Here is a 15,586-nt window from a genome sequence, read left to right as displayed (position 1 = left end):
TGGTTTGTTTTATCCCCTCTCCCCTATGGGGAGAGGGTTAGGGTGAGGGGAGGAAGGTGCGGTCTGATGCCCTCACCCCGGCCCTCTCCCACAGGGAGAGGGAGAAAAGGTTACGAAGGCATTGCGATGGACTGCTTCTCTTCGAGCAGTTTTTCCACCACGCCCGGATCGGCGAGCGTTGAGGTATCACCAAGGTTGCTGGTGTCCCCTGCCGCGATTTTGCGCAAGATTCGGCGCATAATTTTGCCGGAACGAGTTTTCGGCAGCGAGTCAGTCCAGTGCAGTACATCCGGCGTGGCAAGCGGGCCAATCTCTTTGCGGACCCAGTTGCGCACGTCGGCATACAGTTCTGGCGATGGCTCTTCACCGTGGTTCAGCGTCACGTAGGCGTAAATCGCCTGGCCTTTAATGTTATGCGGGATCCCCACAACGGCGGCTTCGGCAATCTTCGGATGGGATACCAGCGCAGATTCAATCTCCGCGGTGCCCAGACGGTGGCCGGAGACGTTCAGCACATCGTCCACGCGCCCGGTGATCCAGTAATAGCCATCCTCGTCGCGACGCGCGCCGTCACCGCTGAAGTACATGTTTTTAAAGGTTGAGAAGTAGGTCTGCTCGAAGCGTTCGTGGTCGCCAAAAAGCGTACGTGCCTGGCCCGGCCAGGAATCGACGATCACCAGGTTGCCTTCGGTGGCGCCATCCAGCGGATTGCCTTCGTTATCCACCAGCGCAGGCTGGACGCCGAAGAACGGTTGGGTCGCTGAACCGGCTTTTAAGCGGGTTGCACCCGGCATTGGGGTGATCATGAACCCACCGGTTTCGGTCTGCCACCAGGTGTCCATTACCGGGCATTTTTCGTTGCCGATCTTCTTCCAGTACCACTCCCAGGCTTCCGGGTTGATAGGCTCGCCGACGGAGCCGAGGATGCGCAGGGAAGAGCGGTCAGTGCCTTCTATCGCTTTATCCCCTTCCGCCATCAGCGCACGGATCGCCGTTGGCGCGGTGTACAGAATGTTGACCTGGTGCTTATCGACCACCTGGCACATCCGCGCCGGGGTTGGCCAGTTTGGTACACCTTCAAACATCAGCGTTGTTGCACCGCAGGCCAGCGGGCCGTACAGCAGATAGCTGTGACCGGTGACCCAGCCCACGTCGGCAGTGCACCAGTAGATATCGCCCGGATGGTAGTCGAAAACGTATTTAAAGGTGGTGGCCGCATAGACCAGATAGCCACCGGTGGTATGCAGTACGCCTTTCGGTTTGCCGGTGGAGCCGGAGGTATAGAGGATAAACAGCGGATCTTCCGCGTTCATCTCTTGCGGTTGATGCTGGTCGCTTGCTTTTTCAATCAGGTCACTCCACCACAGGTCGCGCCCTTCATTCCAGTCGATCTTGCCACCGGTACGCTTAAGGACGATAACGTTGCTGACGGTTTTGACGTTCGGGTTTTTCAGCGCTTCGTCGACATTTTTCTTCAGAGGAATACCGCGCCCGGCGCGCACGCCTTCATCGGCGGTGATCACCAGTTTCGAACTCGAGTCGACAATACGCCCGGCAACCGCTTCCGGCGAGAACCCGCCAAAGATAACGGAATGGATCGCGCCGATGCGCGCGCAGGCCAGCATCGCCACCGCCGCTTCCGGCACCATCGGCATATAGATGGCGACCACATCGCCTTTTTTAATGCCCTGGTCCAGCAGCACGTTAGCGAAGCGGCACACGTCGCGGTGCAGCTCTTTATAAGAGATATGTTTGCTCTGAGAGGTGTCGTCGCCTTCCCAGATAATGGCGGTTTCGTTACCGCGTTCGGCAAGGTGGCGATCGAGGCAGTTCGCCGCAAGGTTTAGCGTGCCGTCTTCATACCATTTAATAGAAACGTTACCCGGCGCAAAGGAGGTGTTCTTCACCTTCTGGTAAGGTTTGATCCAGTCAAGAATATGGCCCTGCTCGCCCCAGAAAGCGTCAGGATCAGAGACAGATTGCTGATACTTTTCGTGGTACTGCTCCGGGTTGATCAGGCAACGGTCCGCAATGTTAGCGGGAATGTCGTGTTTGTGTATTTGGCTCATGGCTTTTTTTCTCCTTGTAAGATGTTAATAATATGTCGCAAAAACGTTAATAGTAGGGGCTTTACAAGCTTTGTTTATTATTTGGGCGGCAGATCACGCATTGTTTGAAGCGTATGAAAAATGAGCGAATGAAACTTTGAAGAAAAATAATTTACCGGGCGGATTATTCACATTTGCGCATAAAAAATCGTTTTTATAACAAATGGTTATTTATAAGAATTATCGTAAACTCGCGTCATAACGGCTTTTCGTAGTGAAATGCGTTGTTCTTTAAGGCTTGCGCAACACACCGCGCAGATGATACTCATACGCCGCGTTAAAAAATCCCATAAACCAACGCAACACAATTCATACCCTTTCAGTATGTCTCCATATTCATGCAGTCTGCATGAATAGGGCGCTTCATTGAGGAAGTCAGTTTCTATGAAAAACGTTAAAGTCAGCCTGGCCTGGCAAATCCTGCTGGCCCTTGTGCTGGGTATCCTGCTGGGTAGCTATCTCCATTATCACAGCGACAGCCGCGAGTGGCTGATTGCGAACTTGCTCTCCCCGGCGGGCGATATCTTTATTCATTTGATCAAAATGATCGTGGTGCCGATTGTCATCTCGACGCTGGTGGTCGGTATTGCCGGAGTCGGTGATGCAAAACAGCTGGGCCGCATCGGTGCAAAAACCATTCTCTATTTCGAAGTGATCACGACGATTGCCATCATCCTTGGCATTACCCTGGCGAATGTCTTCCAGCCAGGTTCCGGGATCGATATGTCGCAACTCGCGACGGTGGATATTTCGAAATACCAAAGTACGACCGCTGAAGTGCAGAGCCATGCGCACGGCCTGATGGGCACCATCCTGTCGCTGGTGCCGACTAACATTGTGGCGTCGATGGCGAAGGGCGAGATGCTGCCAATCATCTTCTTCTCGGTGCTTTTTGGTCTGGGTCTTTCCTCTCTGCCTGCCACGCACCGTGAACCGCTGGTCACCGTGTTCCGCTCCATCTCTGAAACCATGTTTAAAGTGACCCACATGGTGATGCGTTACGCGCCGGTTGGGGTGTTTGCGCTTATCGCGGTAACCGTGGCGAACTTCGGTTTTGCCTCCCTGTGGCCGCTGGCGAAGCTGGTAATTCTGGTGCATTTCGCCATCCTGTTCTTCGCGCTGGTGGTACTGGGCATTGTGGCGCGCCTGTGTGGGCTGAGCATCTGGATCCTGATCCGCATTCTGAAAGATGAGCTGATTCTGGCGTATTCCACGGCGAGCTCTGAAAGCGTGCTGCCGCGTATTATTGAGAAGATGGAGGCCTATGGTGCCCCGGCTTCTATCACCAGCTTCGTGGTGCCAACCGGCTACTCCTTTAACCTGGACGGCTCGACGCTGTACCAGAGCATTGCAGCCATCTTTATTGCCCAGCTGTACGGCATTGATCTGTCGCTGTGGCAGGAAATTGTGCTGGTGCTGACGCTGATGGTGACCTCAAAAGGGATCGCGGGCGTGCCGGGTGTCTCCTTCGTGGTGCTGCTGGCGACGCTTGGCAGTGTCGGTATTCCGCTGGAAGGCCTGGCGTTTATCGCCGGTGTTGACCGTATCCTCGATATGGCGCGTACGGCGCTGAATGTGGTTGGAAACGCGCTGGCGGTGCTGGTTATCGCCAAGTGGGAACACAAGTTCGACCGTAAAAAAGCGCTGGCGTATGAACGCGAGGTGCTGGGTCGTTTTGATAAGACGGCTGACCAGTAACATCCTAAGCCCGGTGGCGCTGCGCTTACCGGGCCTACGGGTTTTGTAGGCCGGGTAAGGCGAAGCCGCCACCCGGCACTTTATTCTCCGCTCAACGCATCAAACTCTTCACATCCCGTATCAAACCCTTCCGTACAGCTCAGGTTCAACCAGTAGAGCGCCTTCTGTTTATTGGGCGTGATAAAGCCTTTCTCGCCCTGCTGGAACAGCATCCCTGCCCAGTATTCGGCATAGCCAGTGCGTGACAAAGATGAGCTGCGCTTAAACCACGATGCCGCCAGAGCATCGTCCTGGGCCACTTCTACACCGTTGGCATAAATCAGACCCAGCAGCATTTGCGCATCTACCGCAGAGTCGTTGTCGATATCTTCGGTGGCCGTCTGCAGCAGTTTGATGGCCTGCGGGTAGTCTGTTTTGCCACCCTGGGTATTCACCAGAACGCGTGCCAGCATAATGGCGCCACGCTTGCTGCCCGCAATCGTGGCCTGCTGTGCCAGCGCTTTAGCCTGAGCGTAATCGCCCTGAGTAAAGTGGATCTGAGACAACAGGGCCATGGCATCGATGTCGCCCCCTTTTGCCGCTTTCTCTGCCCACATCGCCGCCTGCTTGCTGTCGCCGGAGCTGAACCAGGTGTCGGCGAGATAATACTGAGCGCGTGCATCGCCCGCCTCCGCCTGTGCTTTGTACTGGCTGCCAATCTCATCGGCATGGACGGACGACGTAACAAGTAATAACAACAGTAAAAATGGTTTCATGGATTCTTATCATCTGGGTACACGCCGCGCAGTATAATCGCGGCCATAGAATAAAAAAACGGGTGCGTTAAGACCTCAGCATCCTGCAAGCCGGGCGGAACTGTCATTCCGCCCGCAGAGGTTAGCCTGCAACGCAGGCTAATTTCGCCGCCACCTCCTGATGTTCACTCTTTATTGTCAGTTCGCATAACTTTCCGCGAGTGATAAAGGTAAAGATCACTATCGTCAGGCAGATAATAAAGACAATGCCTAACGCAGTTTTTAATGGCGTCATGCCTTTTACTCCTTGTCAAAAAAAGAATAAGAGGCTACTCTCAACCTGTAGGTTGTTGAGGGGTAGCCTCGGGTAAATGAATATTGCCCGGGGCTTTCCACTTTCTGTCCCTCAACAATGCTCAAGACAGAAAGTCTTAAGCACCCGCTGCACATCTTATCCATCTGAATCAAAATGCAAAGATGTAATTCTTTTTCGTGCAATTTACATTATTTCTGCGAGCAGCTTTCAAGATTAATAATTGATATTTTTAATGAGTTAGGCGGAAATAAAAAGGGAGTGAATATTTCACTCCCTTTATTCATCAATTAAATAATACCATTATCCCATCGCACTTTCGCGCAAGCGGGCTTTCAGCTTGTTATATTCGTCGATCACATACTGTTCCGCAGCGTGCTGATCCGCAATCGGCTCCACGCGTACGGCGCAGTACTTATACTCCGGCGTTTTGGTTATCGGGCTTAAGTTCTCCGTCACCAGTTCGTTACAGGCGCCAATCCACCACTGATAGGTCATGTACACCGCCCCTTTGTTGGGACGATCGCTGACCTGCGCACGGGTAATGATCCTGCCTTTACGCGAGTTCACCCATACCAGCGCTTCGTCTTCAATGCCAAGACGTTCAGCGTCGGCGGTGTTGATCTGTGCATAACCTGGCTCGTCCGCCAGCGCTGCCAGCGCCGCGCAGTTGCCGGTCATCGAACGACAGGAGTAGTGGCCCACTTCACGTACGGTGGAAAGCACCATTGGATACTCATCGGTGAGTTTATCAATGGGGGCAACCCAGTCGCAGGTGAAGAACTGTGCCAGCCCATTTGGGGTGTCGAATTTCTCTTTAAAGAGATACGACGTGCCCTGGTCGGCCTCAGACTCATCCCGGCACGGCCACTGGATATACCCCAGTTCACCCATTTTTTCATAGGTTGCACCGTAGAAGTCCGGACACAGATGCCGCAACTCGTCCCAGATCTCCTGAGTGTTGTTGTAGTGCATTGGATAACCCATGCGGGTGGCAATTTCGCTGATGATTTGCCAGTCGGTTTTCAGATCCCACTTCGGCTCCACCGCTTTAAAGAAGCGCTGGAAGCCACGGTCTGCCGCCGTGTAAACCCCTTCATGCTCGCCCCAGGACGTTGACGGTAAAATCACATCCGCCGCTGCCGCGGTTTTGGTCATAAAGATGTCCTGAACAATCACCAGCTCCAGATCCTCAAACCCTTTACGCACTGCAGAGAGCTCGGCGTCGGTCTGGAGAGGATCTTCGCCCATGATGTAAGCCGCCCGCACTTCACCATGTGCCGCCCGGTGCGGCAGCTCGCTGATGCGATACCCGGTGTGCTCCGGCAAACTTTCCACGCCCCACGCTTTGGCAAACTTCGCGCGGTTTTCCGGGAACTTCACGTACTGATAGCCCGGATAGGTGTCCGGCAGCGCACCCATATCGCAGGCACCCTGCACGTTGTTCTGACCGCGTACCGGGTTCACCCCGACGTGTGCCTTGCCAAGGTTGCCGGTCAGCATGGCGAGGCTGGTCAGGGAACGCACGGTTTCCACGCCCTGATAGAACTGGGTCACGCCCATGCCCCACAGAATGGCGGCGGTTTTCGCCCCGGCGTACATCCTTGCTGCCTGGCGGATCTCCTGCGCGCTGACGCCGGTGATCGCTTCGACAGATTCTGGCGTATAGCCTTCGACAATTTTCCGATACTCTTCAAAACCTTCCGTACGGGTGGCGACAAACGCCTGGTCGTAGAGGTTCTCCTCAATAATGACGTGCCCCATGGCGTTCAACAGCGCGATGTTCGAGCCGTTTTTCAACGCGATGTGCATATCTGCAATACGTGCCGTTTCGATTTTGCGCGGATCGCAGACGATGATTTTCGCCCCGTTCTGTTTGGCGCGAATAACGTGGTTCGCGACAATCGGGTGAGAATCCGCCGGGTTATAGCCGAAGATAAAGACGAGATCGGTGTTGTCTATCTCGTTAATTGCATTACTCATTGCGCCGTTTCCGACCGACTGGTGCAGACCTGCAACCGATGGGCCGTGTCAGACGCGAGCGCAGCAGTCTACGTTATTGGTTCCAATAACGGCGCGCGCGAATTTTTGCATTACATAGTTGGTTTCGTTACCCGTCCCGCGTGATGACCCGGTGGTCTGGATCGCATCCGGGCCATATTTAGCCTTAATGGCGCTCAGGCGGGTGGCGACGTAGTCCAGCGCCTCGTTCCACGAGACGGCTTCCAGCTTGCCACCGCGTTCACGGCGGATCATGGGGGTTTTCAGGCGCGGGGTGAGGATTTGGGTATCGTTAATAAAATCCCAGCCGTAGTAACCTTTCAGGCACAGCGTGCCCTGGTTGGTTTTCCCCTGTGCGGCCTCCGCCCGGACGATTTTGCCGTTATCGACCACCAGGTGGATCTTGCAACCTGAGGCACAATAAGGGCAAACCGTGACGACTTTTTTCATCAGTCTGCTCCAGTTAATCATTTCGCAGCCATAATGCAGCTTTTATGCCATATTTTTAGTGTGGGTATCACTCGACTTTACGGGCGTTCTTCTGGCAAAACCCTGACGAAAAGCAGGCAATCGTCAAAATTGACGTGTCGAAAAGGCAGCGGATGTGACATGGGTTGTAATTCCGTCACGTAAAAATCCATTTGGCTGGAGCCGACGGCAGAATAGTTCAGACTTAACATAATCCCCTGACGGAAGCATGCGATGAAACCGGCGATTCTGGTGGTTGATGACGATACGGCAGTGTGCGAGCTGCTGCAGGATGTGCTCAGCGAGCACGTCTTTACGGTGCTCGTCTGCCATAACGGACAGGACGCACTGAACCGGGTTCATCAGGAACCGGGAATTGCCCTGGTCCTGCTGGACATGATGCTGCCGGATATCAACGGCCTGCAGGTCCTGCTGCAGTTGCAAAAGCAACGCCCGGATCTGCCGGTAGTGATGCTTACCGGGCTGGGGAGTGAGTCTGACGTGGTGGTAGGGCTGGAGATGGGTGCCGACGATTACATTGGCAAACCGTTTAATCCGCGTGTGGTGGTCGCCCGGGTTAAAGCCGTGCTCAGGCGTACCGGAGCGCTGGCGGCCGACACGCCCGCGCCACGAGTGGCGGGCATTGCTTTTAATGGCTGGACGCTGGATACCACCCGCTGCGAACTGATCGATCCGCAGCGTAACCCCGTACCGTTGACCCAGGGTGAATACGGCCTGCTACTGGCGCTTACCCAGAACGCCCGCCGGGTACTGAGCCGCGAGCAGCTGCTTGAGCTGACCCACAGCGAAAGTGCCGATGTGTTTGACCGCACCATCGACGTGTTGATCATGCGCCTGCGCCGGAAAATCGAAGCCAATCCGCACCAGCCCGCATTAATCAAAACGATCCGCGGGCTGGGCTACGTCTTTGCCGCCGATGTCTGTCATCCCGATAGGGCGGCGTAAGTGCTTATGTTATGGCAGCGACAATAAGCGCGGCGAAAATCGCCGTGATGACCAGGTACTTCAGTGCGTAATAGAGCTTCCGATTACGCTTCTTCAGACGCTGACCGCGTTCTCGCCCGGCGTGCACATATTTGAAGATACGGTTGATTCCCCCGGTGCGGTCGTTATCGTCATTGGGGGAGCTGGCCGCTGACATCAGCGTTGTCCCGACCCAGTGGTTAACCGCCTGCGCCCAGCGCCATTTCATCGGACGTTCGATATCGCAGAAGAGAATAATCCGCGTGTGATCCGATTTATTCTCCGCCCAGTGCACGTAAGTTTCATCAAAGATGACAGCCTCACCGTCACGCCAGCTGTGGCGCTGCTGGTCAACCTCTATAAAGCAGCGATCGTCATTTGGCGTGACCAGGCCTAAATGGTAACGAACCGAGCCGGCGTAAGGATCGCGATGCTTGCCGAGCTTCGCGCCCGCCGGGAGTTCGGCAAACATTGCCGCTTTCACGGATGGGATCTCACTCACCAGTTGTGTCGTAACGGGGCACAGGGTCTGAGCCGAGGGATGCGCATCGGCATACCATTTGAGGTAAAACCGTTTCCAGCCGCGTTTAAAGAAGGTGTTAAAACCGGCATCGTTATGATTTTGTGCCGCCTTAATATGATCCTGCAAACGCAGCGCCTCTTCGCGAATGACCTCCCAGTTTTCCGTCAGTTTGTTTAATTCCGGAAAGCGCTCGGTTTCAAAAAAGGGCTGTCTGGCGGGCAGCGAAGAGAACGCCGTCATAAACATATTGATAGGCGCCATAAAGGTGGAGTGGTCGAAAAGTTGACGGGAAAGCGTCTGTTTTTCTTTGCCGCGCGAATGCGCATAAATAACACTGATAATAAATATAGCGATGATAATTGCTGCGAACATTTTTCCTTGTCCTCTGTATCTCTCATTTCGGAAAAGCGTGTGGGCAATATGTTGCCCACGCCGAATGTGCCAGACGCAGAGAGTGTAGTTCGGCTATGCAAAATTCATAGAACTGTAATCAAAAATCGCAATTTTTGTTAATTTAGGCGCTGCTCTCCTGAATAAAGCGCGTCAATTCCTCCAGCGTTTTTGCTCCATCAATGGCATTCGCGGCCAGCAGGCTTGCCCGGGCGCAGGCATGCGCCAGGTAAATACTCTCTGCCAGCGGCAGTGATTCATGACAGCCATATAAGAAACCGGCACAAAAGGCGTCGCCCGCGCCGACGCTGCCAATAATCTCCTCCTGAGTCAGCCTCCATGAGGGGATCCAGCGTCCTTCTTCGTTTGCGGCTTCTCCCCAGGCACCTTCCGGGCAGTGGATCACCACCCGTTGCCGGACGCCTGCCGCCAGCAGCTGCGCGGCGGCTTCAGCGATGTGGGCAACGTGCGGTGCGTCGTTGCCGTCGCGCATCTCAAGGCCGCTAAATTCTCCGGCTTCCAGTTCGTTAATGACCAGATAATCGAGATGACGCAGGGCAGGGAGGACCAGCGGCTGATAGCGCGGATCGCCCTTGCGGGAGACCAGATCAAGCGAGGTTTCATACCCCTGTTCGCGCATCTGCGCCAGCAGCCGTGCGCTACGGGTGCCGTATTCGTCATCTGGCATATCCAGACTGTCGAGCAGCAGCAGGTAGCCGAGGTGGAAGATTTTCATTGTGCCGTCGAGACGGTCAAACGCGGGGAGATCCAGCAGGCGGTTGGCCCCGGGAGAGTGGAAAAAGGTGCGCTGTCCGCTGGGGTCGGTCATCACCTGCGACATGGAGGTTGGCGCAAAGGTGGTGCGCTGTACGCGCTGCCGATTGACGTGATACTGGTCGAGCATTGCCAGAATGTAGTCCCCGTCGCTGTCTTCGCCAATCAGCCCCACCGCCTGCAGCGGCAGGCCGACGTGCATTTTCGCCAGCGTCAGCAGGACGTTGAGCGGCGCGCCGCCGGTGGAACGCTCGCTGTGGGTAATTTCTGCCAGCCAGCCGCGTTCCGGCCATTGCACGATCTGGTGAACGTGATCCACCAGCATATTGCCCGCGGCGATGATCCCTTTGCGTTCCATTATGCCTGCCCCGCGCTGCCAAAGATGCGCATCTGTTCGGCGACCGTATCGGTAATCGCCTCTTCTATGCCCAGCAGCAGCTCGGCAAACTCATCGTACAGCGGCTGGCGGTTGGCCATACGCTGCTCAACGGCGGAAAGCGCGGCCTGGGACATGCCGGTATAGAAATTGATTTTATGAATACCAAGTTCAATGGCGCGACGAAAATCAGCATCGCTGATCCCGGAGCCGCCGTGCAGTACCAGTGGCAGGCCGGTCTGCTGGCGAATGGCGTCCAGACGGGGGAAATCGAGCTTTGGCTCGCCCTTGTATTTGCCGTGTGCGTTGCCAATGGCGACGGCCAGCGCGTCAATGCCGGTTGAATCGACAAATTCCCGTGCCAGCTGCGGGTCGGTAAAGTACGCTTCATCCGCATGGCCGTAGAGCGCTCCGCCTTCATCGCCACCGACGGCACCTAACTCTGCCTCCACCGACACGCCCACCGCGTGACACATCTTCACCACTTCACGCGTCTGACGAATATTCTCCTCGTAGCTCAGTGTCGAGCCATCGAACATCACGGAGCTGAACCCTAAGCGCAGGGCGCGCACCACGGCGTCAAAGTGCAGGCCGTGGTCGAGGTTGAGTACCACGGGGATCGCGTGGCGGGCGGCTTCGTACTTAACCGCTTCGACAAGCGACTCCAGCGACACGTATTTAAAATGCACTTCGGCGATGTTGATGATAAAAGGCGAGCGCTCCTGCTTCGCCGCGGCAAACAGGGCGCGCAGGAAGTGGGTGTCGAGAACGTTGAACGCGCCCAGCGCGTAGCGATGTTGCCTGGCGTGCGCAAGACCGTCGGCAAAAGAAATCAATGGCATCATTTACCCCTTATATCCGAAACAGGTTGTACTCGTTGCACAGTACCAGCACCGCCGGTTCGTCTTCTTCGATGTTGTTATAGCGGGCAACGGGCTGCAAAAAGTGGTTGTCGTGTTCATCGTCATTGACCGATGACACTTCGCCCACCAGCACGTCGCCAAAACCGCGTTCACCCCAGAAACTGTGGTACAGGCCGGGCGTCAGGCAGATGCTCTCCCCTGGTGTAAGGCGCAGCTGGCTGCCGGGTGCGTGGGTCTGCTGGCAACCGTCTATCGTGACGGTGACGTCCGTGTTTTCGGTCTCTGCCTGTGCACCGGCATTCCATAACTCAATAATGAGATTTCCACCGCCGCGGTTGATGATGTCCTCCCGTTTGCGCCAGTGAAAATGCATGGGCGTGAGCTGACCGTCGCGTACGTGCATGATTTTTTCGGCGTAGCATTTTTCATACGGCGTGCCGTTTGGTGAGCCGTTGCGCAGGGTAAACAGCGTGAGCCCCTGCGCGGCAAAGCTGCTGCCGCCAAAGGCTGTTACGTCCCAACCGAGCTTAAGATCAAACACTTCCTGCCAGGCGGCCTGATCGAGCTGTTGCCATTTTGTGGGTGGGAAGCTGGCAAAAGGGGGGAGATGTACGTCGTGCATGGAGAAAAACTGCCGCGTGTGGCCGAGGATTTCGTTGATTTCGGAGCGTTTCATGGAGACTCCTTGTGTTTTTTGTCGGCCCAGTCCCCTCTCCCTGTGGGAGAGGGTTAGGGTGAGGGCATCGGGCCGCGCAATTGTTACTTAACCGTCCACCCCTTATACGTGCCGACGTTCTTTTTATCGATCATCGTCACCGGGATCAGCACAGGCTCTTTCGGTGCCGGTTTGCCCTGTAGAATGTCATAGCCGATCTCAACCGCTTTTGCCGCCATGACCTGCGGATCTTGTGCCGGCGTCGCCACAAACAGGGAGTTTTCCCGCTTCAGGGCTTCTTCGCCGTCCGGGCTACCGTCCACACCAACGATAAAGAACTCGTTGCGTTGCGCTTGTTTCGCCGCCAGATCGGCACCGATCGCGGTCGGATCGTTAATCGCGAAGACGCCATCGATCTTCGGATTGGCCGCCAGCAGCGAGGTCATGACTTCCAGACCCCCTTCGCGGCTGCCCTTGGCGTTCTGGTTATCGGAGAGTACTTTGATATCCGGGTGTTTTTTGAACTCTGTCTGGCAACCTTCCACACGGTTCTGGACGGCAGAGACCGGCGGTCCGTTGATGATCACCACATTGCCTTTGCCGTTCAGGCGGTCGGTGATGTACTTACAGGCCATTTCGCCCGCCTGGGTGTTATCGGAGGTGATCGTCGCGTCTGCACCTTCTGCCGCCACGTCAACCGCGACCACCACAATCCCGGCCTCTTTCGCGCGTTTCACCGCCGGGCCGATCCCTTTAGAATCTGCGGCGTTGAGGATGATCATGTCCACTTTGGCGGCAATAAAGTTGTCGATCTGCGCCACCTGCTGTCCCAGATCGTACCCGCTGGAGACCAGCGTCACTTTGACGTTATCCCCCGCCAGCTTGCGCGCCTCCAGCTCGGCACCTTTGGTGATCTGCACGAAGAACGGGTTGGCCAGGTCACCCACCGTTACGCCGATGGACTTCAGATCTTTCGCCTGCGCAAACGGCGTTGCGGCAAGCAGCGCGCCAGCACAGAGCGCGGTCACTAAGGGCTTCAATCTCATGCTCTCTTCCTCACGTAGGGTATTGTTGTTAAGCACTTTGATGGTGTCGGGTACGGTATTTGTCGATCAGCACCGCAATGATGATCACCGCCCCTTTGATCACCAGTTGCCAGAAGTAGGAGACGCCCATCAGCGTCATGCCGTTGTTGAGAGTGGCGATAATCAGCGCTCCCACCAGCGTGCCGGTGATCGTGCCGATCCCGCCAACGAAGCTGGTGCCGCCGAGGATCACCGCCGCAATCGCATCCAGCTCGTAACCCATGCCCAGGTTTCCGTTGGCGCTGTAGAGGCGCGATGCGCTCATCACACCGCCTAACCCGGAGAGCAGGCCGCTCATGCCATACACAAACAGCAACACCAGCCAGACTTTGATGCCCGTTAAGCGTGCCGCCTGCATGTTGCCGCCTACCGCATAGATGTGAACGCCAAGCGTAGTGCGACGCAGGATAAACCAGCACACCACAATCACCGCCAGGGCAATCACCACCAGCCACGGCACGGGGCCAAGATAGTTATTGCCTATCCACTCAAAATTGATGTTCGAGTTAATTACCGTCGTGCCATCGGCCAGCAGGTACGCTGCGCCCCGCAGTGCCGTGTAGGTGCCGAGGGTGACAATAAACGGCGGTAGTCCGGCAAAGGCCACCAGCGCGCCGTTGAACAGCCCCAGCACCAGTCCGAGCATCAGCGCGGCGGGAATAGAGAGCCCGGCGAATTCCGGTATTAACGACACCACCATCGCGGCGACCGCCGTGGTACCCAGAATCGACCCGACGGAGAGGTCAATCCCCCCGGTCAGGATGATGAAGGTCATCCCTGCCGCCAGCACGATGTTGATCGACGCCTGACGGGTAATGTTGAGCAGGTTGCTTTCGGTAAAGAAGTTAGGGGCGATAAAGCCAAAAACCGCCACGATCAGGATGAGAATGGGCAAAATGCCGACCGTTTGCATCAGATCGCTCATCAGCATTTTTTTGGCGGAGGCAGATTTTGCCACCTGCTGCGGATGGGTTGGAGTTGTCATAGTTGCACCGCCTGATGATGTGAGTCGTTCACGCCGGTTGCCAGCGTCATGATGTTTTCCTGAGAGATGTCGTGTCCGTGGAGCTCCCCGGCGATGCTGCCTTCACGCATGACATAGACGCGGTCGCTCATGCCCACCACTTCCGGCAGTTCGCTGGAGATCATCAAAATCGCCACGCCCTTGCGCGCCATCTGGTTCATGATGCGGTAGATTTCGCTTTTTGCGCCGACATCGACACCGCGCGTCGGTTCGTCGAGGATCAGAATACGCGGACCAATCGCCACCCAGCGGGAGATCAGCAATTTCTGCTGATTACCGCCTGACAGACCGCCCGCGCGGACCTGTGCGTGAGGCACGCGGATATTCAGCAGGGCGATGGCATCGTCAGAAATGGACTGCGCTTTTTTGCGGTTAAGCATGCCGAAGGTGGCGTCGCGCTCCAGCGTCGCCATGGTGATGTTCTCCTGCGCCGCCAGCTCCAGGAACAGCCCCTGCTCCTTGCGGTTCTCGGTAAGAAAACCGATCCCGTTTTCAATGGCCGCGCGCGGGGAGTGGATCACCACCGGCTCGCCGTCCACTTCAATCATTCCGCCGGTAGCTTTACGTACGCCAAAGATGAGCTGTGCCAGCTCGGAGCGACCGGCACCGACCAGCCCCGCCAGGCCGACGATTTCCCCTGAGCGCACCTGCAGGCTGCAGGGTTGGACTTTTTTACCGTCGGTGAGGTGATGCACGTTAAGACGCGGGTTGCCGAGCGGGATATCGCGCTCTTTGTTGAACAGATCGCTTAAGGGGCGACCCACCATCATTTTCACCAACTCAGATGCGTTCAGTTTGTCGCGCGTCAGGCTACCGACGTATTGCCCGTCACGCAGGACGCTGACCCGGTCAGAGAGTTCGTACACTTCCGCCATGCGGTGGCTGATATAGATGATCGCCATCCCTTCATCCCGCAGGCGCAGGATCAGCTCAAACAGACGATGGGTTTCACGCGAGGAGAGGGCGGCAGTGGGTTCATCCATCACCAGAATGCGGCTGTTACGGTGCAGCGCGCGGGCGATTTCCACCTGCTGTTGTTCGGCGATAGTCAGCTTCATCACCAGGTCGGTGGCGTTGAAGTTTGCACCCAGACGGTCGATGACCGCCTGAGCCTGAGCGGCCATCTCTTTACGCTGCACCAGTCCGCTGCGCGAGAGTTCGCTGCCAAGAAAGATGTTTTCCGCAACCGTCAGGTTGGGGGCGAGTTGCATCTCCTGATAGATCAGGGTAATGCCTGCGGCCAGCGCATCCTTCGGGCCTTTAATGTGATACGGCTGACCGTCAATCAGGATCTCGCCGCTGGTCGCGGTGTAGGCGCCCGCGAGGATCTTCATCAGCGTGCTTTTTCCCGCGCCGTTTTCACCCATCAGCGCGTGGATCTCACCGGGAAAGACCGTCAAATCCACACCCTTGAGCGCGTGGAAGTTGCCAAACGTTTTGGCAATGCTGCGCATCTCCAGTACCGGGGTTCTGCTCATGGCGGATCTCCTGTGAAGGTTGATATCTGCACTTCATCACAGGTGCGTAAATGCAAAATGTCAGAAGCCGTTCATATTTGTCATAGTTATGAATAGCTAATCGCCGTCACAT

At 56.1% G+C, this 15,586-nt stretch carries 13 protein-coding genes; 2 read left to right on the top strand and 11 right to left on the bottom strand.

What is annotated here, in order from left to right; genetic code table 11:
- Positions 1-110 precede the first annotated feature (110 nt).
- Entirely contained in the window at positions 111-2,069 is a 1,959-nt protein-coding gene (gene acs, locus EQV24_RS22820; protein ID WP_130627083.1) for an acetate--CoA ligase, read from the bottom strand.
- A gap of 423 nt (positions 2,070-2,492) precedes the next feature.
- Between acs and gltP the strand changes: the two genes are divergently transcribed.
- On the top strand, positions 2,493-3,806 hold the full coding sequence (gene gltP / locus EQV24_RS22815; RefSeq protein ID WP_013095082.1) for a glutamate/aspartate:proton symporter GltP: 1,314 nt from the start codon (positions 2,493-2,495) through the stop codon (positions 3,804-3,806).
- 80 nt (positions 3,807-3,886) lie between these two features.
- On the opposite strand, the gene EQV24_RS22810 is transcribed toward gltP, so the two are convergent.
- The 3 genes from EQV24_RS22810 to fdhF all read right to left on the bottom strand — a co-directional run bounded on the left by EQV24_RS22810 (position 3,887) and on the right by fdhF (position 7,304).
- Entirely contained in the window at positions 3,887-4,561 is a 675-nt protein-coding gene (locus EQV24_RS22810) for a tetratricopeptide repeat protein (RefSeq protein ID WP_038418471.1), read from the bottom strand.
- A gap of 121 nt (positions 4,562-4,682) precedes the next feature.
- A complete protein-coding gene (locus EQV24_RS22805; protein WP_013095084.1) occupies positions 4,683-4,835 on the bottom strand; it encodes a Hok/Gef family protein in 153 nt (50 codons plus the stop codon).
- Between the two features lie 321 nt (positions 4,836-5,156).
- Positions 5,157-7,304, bottom strand: a complete 2,148-nt coding sequence (gene fdhF / locus EQV24_RS22800; RefSeq protein ID WP_077681898.1) for a formate dehydrogenase subunit alpha — start codon at positions 7,302-7,304, stop codon at positions 5,157-5,159.
- A gap of 252 nt (positions 7,305-7,556) precedes the next feature.
- Here fdhF and EQV24_RS22795 point away from each other — a divergent pair, with 252 nt between their 5' ends.
- Positions 7,557-8,288 (top strand): response regulator transcription factor, encoded by a 732-nt coding sequence (locus EQV24_RS22795; RefSeq protein ID WP_013095088.1) that lies wholly within the window; start codon positions 7,557-7,559, stop codon positions 8,286-8,288.
- A gap of 4 nt (positions 8,289-8,292) precedes the next feature.
- Here the strand turns inward: EQV24_RS22795 and lpxO are convergent, their stop codons facing one another.
- The 7 genes from lpxO to EQV24_RS22760 all read right to left on the bottom strand — a co-directional run bounded on the left by lpxO (position 8,293) and on the right by EQV24_RS22760 (position 15,474).
- Positions 8,293-9,201 (bottom strand): lipid A hydroxylase LpxO, encoded by a 909-nt coding sequence (gene lpxO / locus EQV24_RS22790; protein ID WP_023622256.1) that lies wholly within the window; start codon positions 9,199-9,201, stop codon positions 8,293-8,295.
- 142 nt (positions 9,202-9,343) lie between these two features.
- Positions 9,344-10,351: a carbohydrate kinase family protein gene (locus EQV24_RS22785; protein ID WP_047351897.1), complete on the bottom strand. Its 1,008-nt coding sequence runs from the start codon at positions 10,349-10,351 to the stop codon at positions 9,344-9,346.
- On the bottom strand, positions 10,351-11,211 hold the full coding sequence (locus tag EQV24_RS22780) for a ketose 1,6-bisphosphate aldolase (protein WP_130627091.1): 861 nt from the start codon (positions 11,209-11,211) through the stop codon (positions 10,351-10,353). Before EQV24_RS22780 ends, EQV24_RS22785 begins: the two co-directional genes overlap by 1 nt.
- 10 nt (positions 11,212-11,221) lie before the next feature.
- Complete coding sequence (locus EQV24_RS22775) at positions 11,222-11,908, bottom strand: D-lyxose/D-mannose family sugar isomerase (RefSeq protein ID WP_020684559.1); 687 nt, start codon at positions 11,906-11,908, stop codon at positions 11,222-11,224.
- Between the two features lie 83 nt (positions 11,909-11,991).
- Complete coding sequence (locus EQV24_RS22770; RefSeq protein ID WP_013095094.1) at positions 11,992-12,933, bottom strand: ABC transporter substrate-binding protein; 942 nt, start codon at positions 12,931-12,933, stop codon at positions 11,992-11,994.
- Positions 12,934-12,961: 28 nt separating this feature from the next.
- Positions 12,962-13,957 carry a ribose ABC transporter permease gene (locus tag EQV24_RS22765; protein WP_013095095.1) on the bottom strand — a complete coding sequence of 332 codons (996 nt, stop codon included), beginning with the start codon at positions 13,955-13,957 and terminating at the stop codon, positions 12,962-12,964.
- Entirely contained in the window at positions 13,954-15,474 is a 1,521-nt protein-coding gene (locus tag EQV24_RS22760) for a sugar ABC transporter ATP-binding protein (RefSeq protein WP_130627082.1), read from the bottom strand. The genes EQV24_RS22765 and EQV24_RS22760 overlap by 4 nt, the downstream gene beginning before the upstream one ends.
- Positions 15,475-15,586 lie beyond the last annotated feature (112 nt).

The organism is Enterobacter sp. A8 (assembly GCF_004296595.1).
In the GTDB taxonomy this organism is placed as follows: Bacteria; Pseudomonadota; Gammaproteobacteria; order Enterobacterales; family Enterobacteriaceae; genus Enterobacter; species Enterobacter cloacae.
The sequence above is the reverse complement of the archived record's forward strand: the minus strand, read 5'-3'. Positions and strand labels throughout refer to the sequence as shown.

Coding starts and splice junctions, on each gene's coding strand:
- acs (WP_130627083.1), bottom strand. CDS start 2,069: ATGAGCCAAATACACAAACACGACATTCCCGCTAACATTGCGGACCGT.
- gltP (WP_013095082.1), top strand. CDS start 2,493: ATGAAAAACGTTAAAGTCAGCCTGGCCTGGCAAATCCTGCTGGCCCTT.
- EQV24_RS22810 (WP_038418471.1), bottom strand. CDS start 4,561: ATGAAACCATTTTTACTGTTGTTATTACTTGTTACGTCGTCCGTCCAT.
- EQV24_RS22805 (WP_013095084.1), bottom strand. CDS start 4,835: ATGACGCCATTAAAAACTGCGTTAGGCATTGTCTTTATTATCTGCCTG.
- EQV24_RS22795 (WP_013095088.1), top strand. CDS start 7,557: ATGAAACCGGCGATTCTGGTGGTTGATGACGATACGGCAGTGTGCGAG.
- lpxO (WP_023622256.1), bottom strand. CDS start 9,201: ATGTTCGCAGCAATTATCATCGCTATATTTATTATCAGTGTTATTTAT.
- EQV24_RS22785 (WP_047351897.1), bottom strand. CDS start 10,351: ATGGAACGCAAAGGGATCATCGCCGCGGGCAATATGCTGGTGGATCAC.
- EQV24_RS22780 (WP_130627091.1), bottom strand. CDS start 11,211: ATGCCATTGATTTCTTTTGCCGACGGTCTTGCGCACGCCAGGCAACAT.
- EQV24_RS22775 (WP_020684559.1), bottom strand. CDS start 11,908: ATGAAACGCTCCGAAATCAACGAAATCCTCGGCCACACGCGGCAGTTT.
- EQV24_RS22770 (WP_013095094.1), bottom strand. CDS start 12,933: ATGAGATTGAAGCCCTTAGTGACCGCGCTCTGTGCTGGCGCGCTGCTT.
- EQV24_RS22765 (WP_013095095.1), bottom strand. CDS start 13,957: ATGACAACTCCAACCCATCCGCAGCAGGTGGCAAAATCTGCCTCCGCC.
- EQV24_RS22760 (WP_130627082.1), bottom strand. CDS start 15,474: ATGAGCAGAACCCCGGTACTGGAGATGCGCAGCATTGCCAAAACGTTT.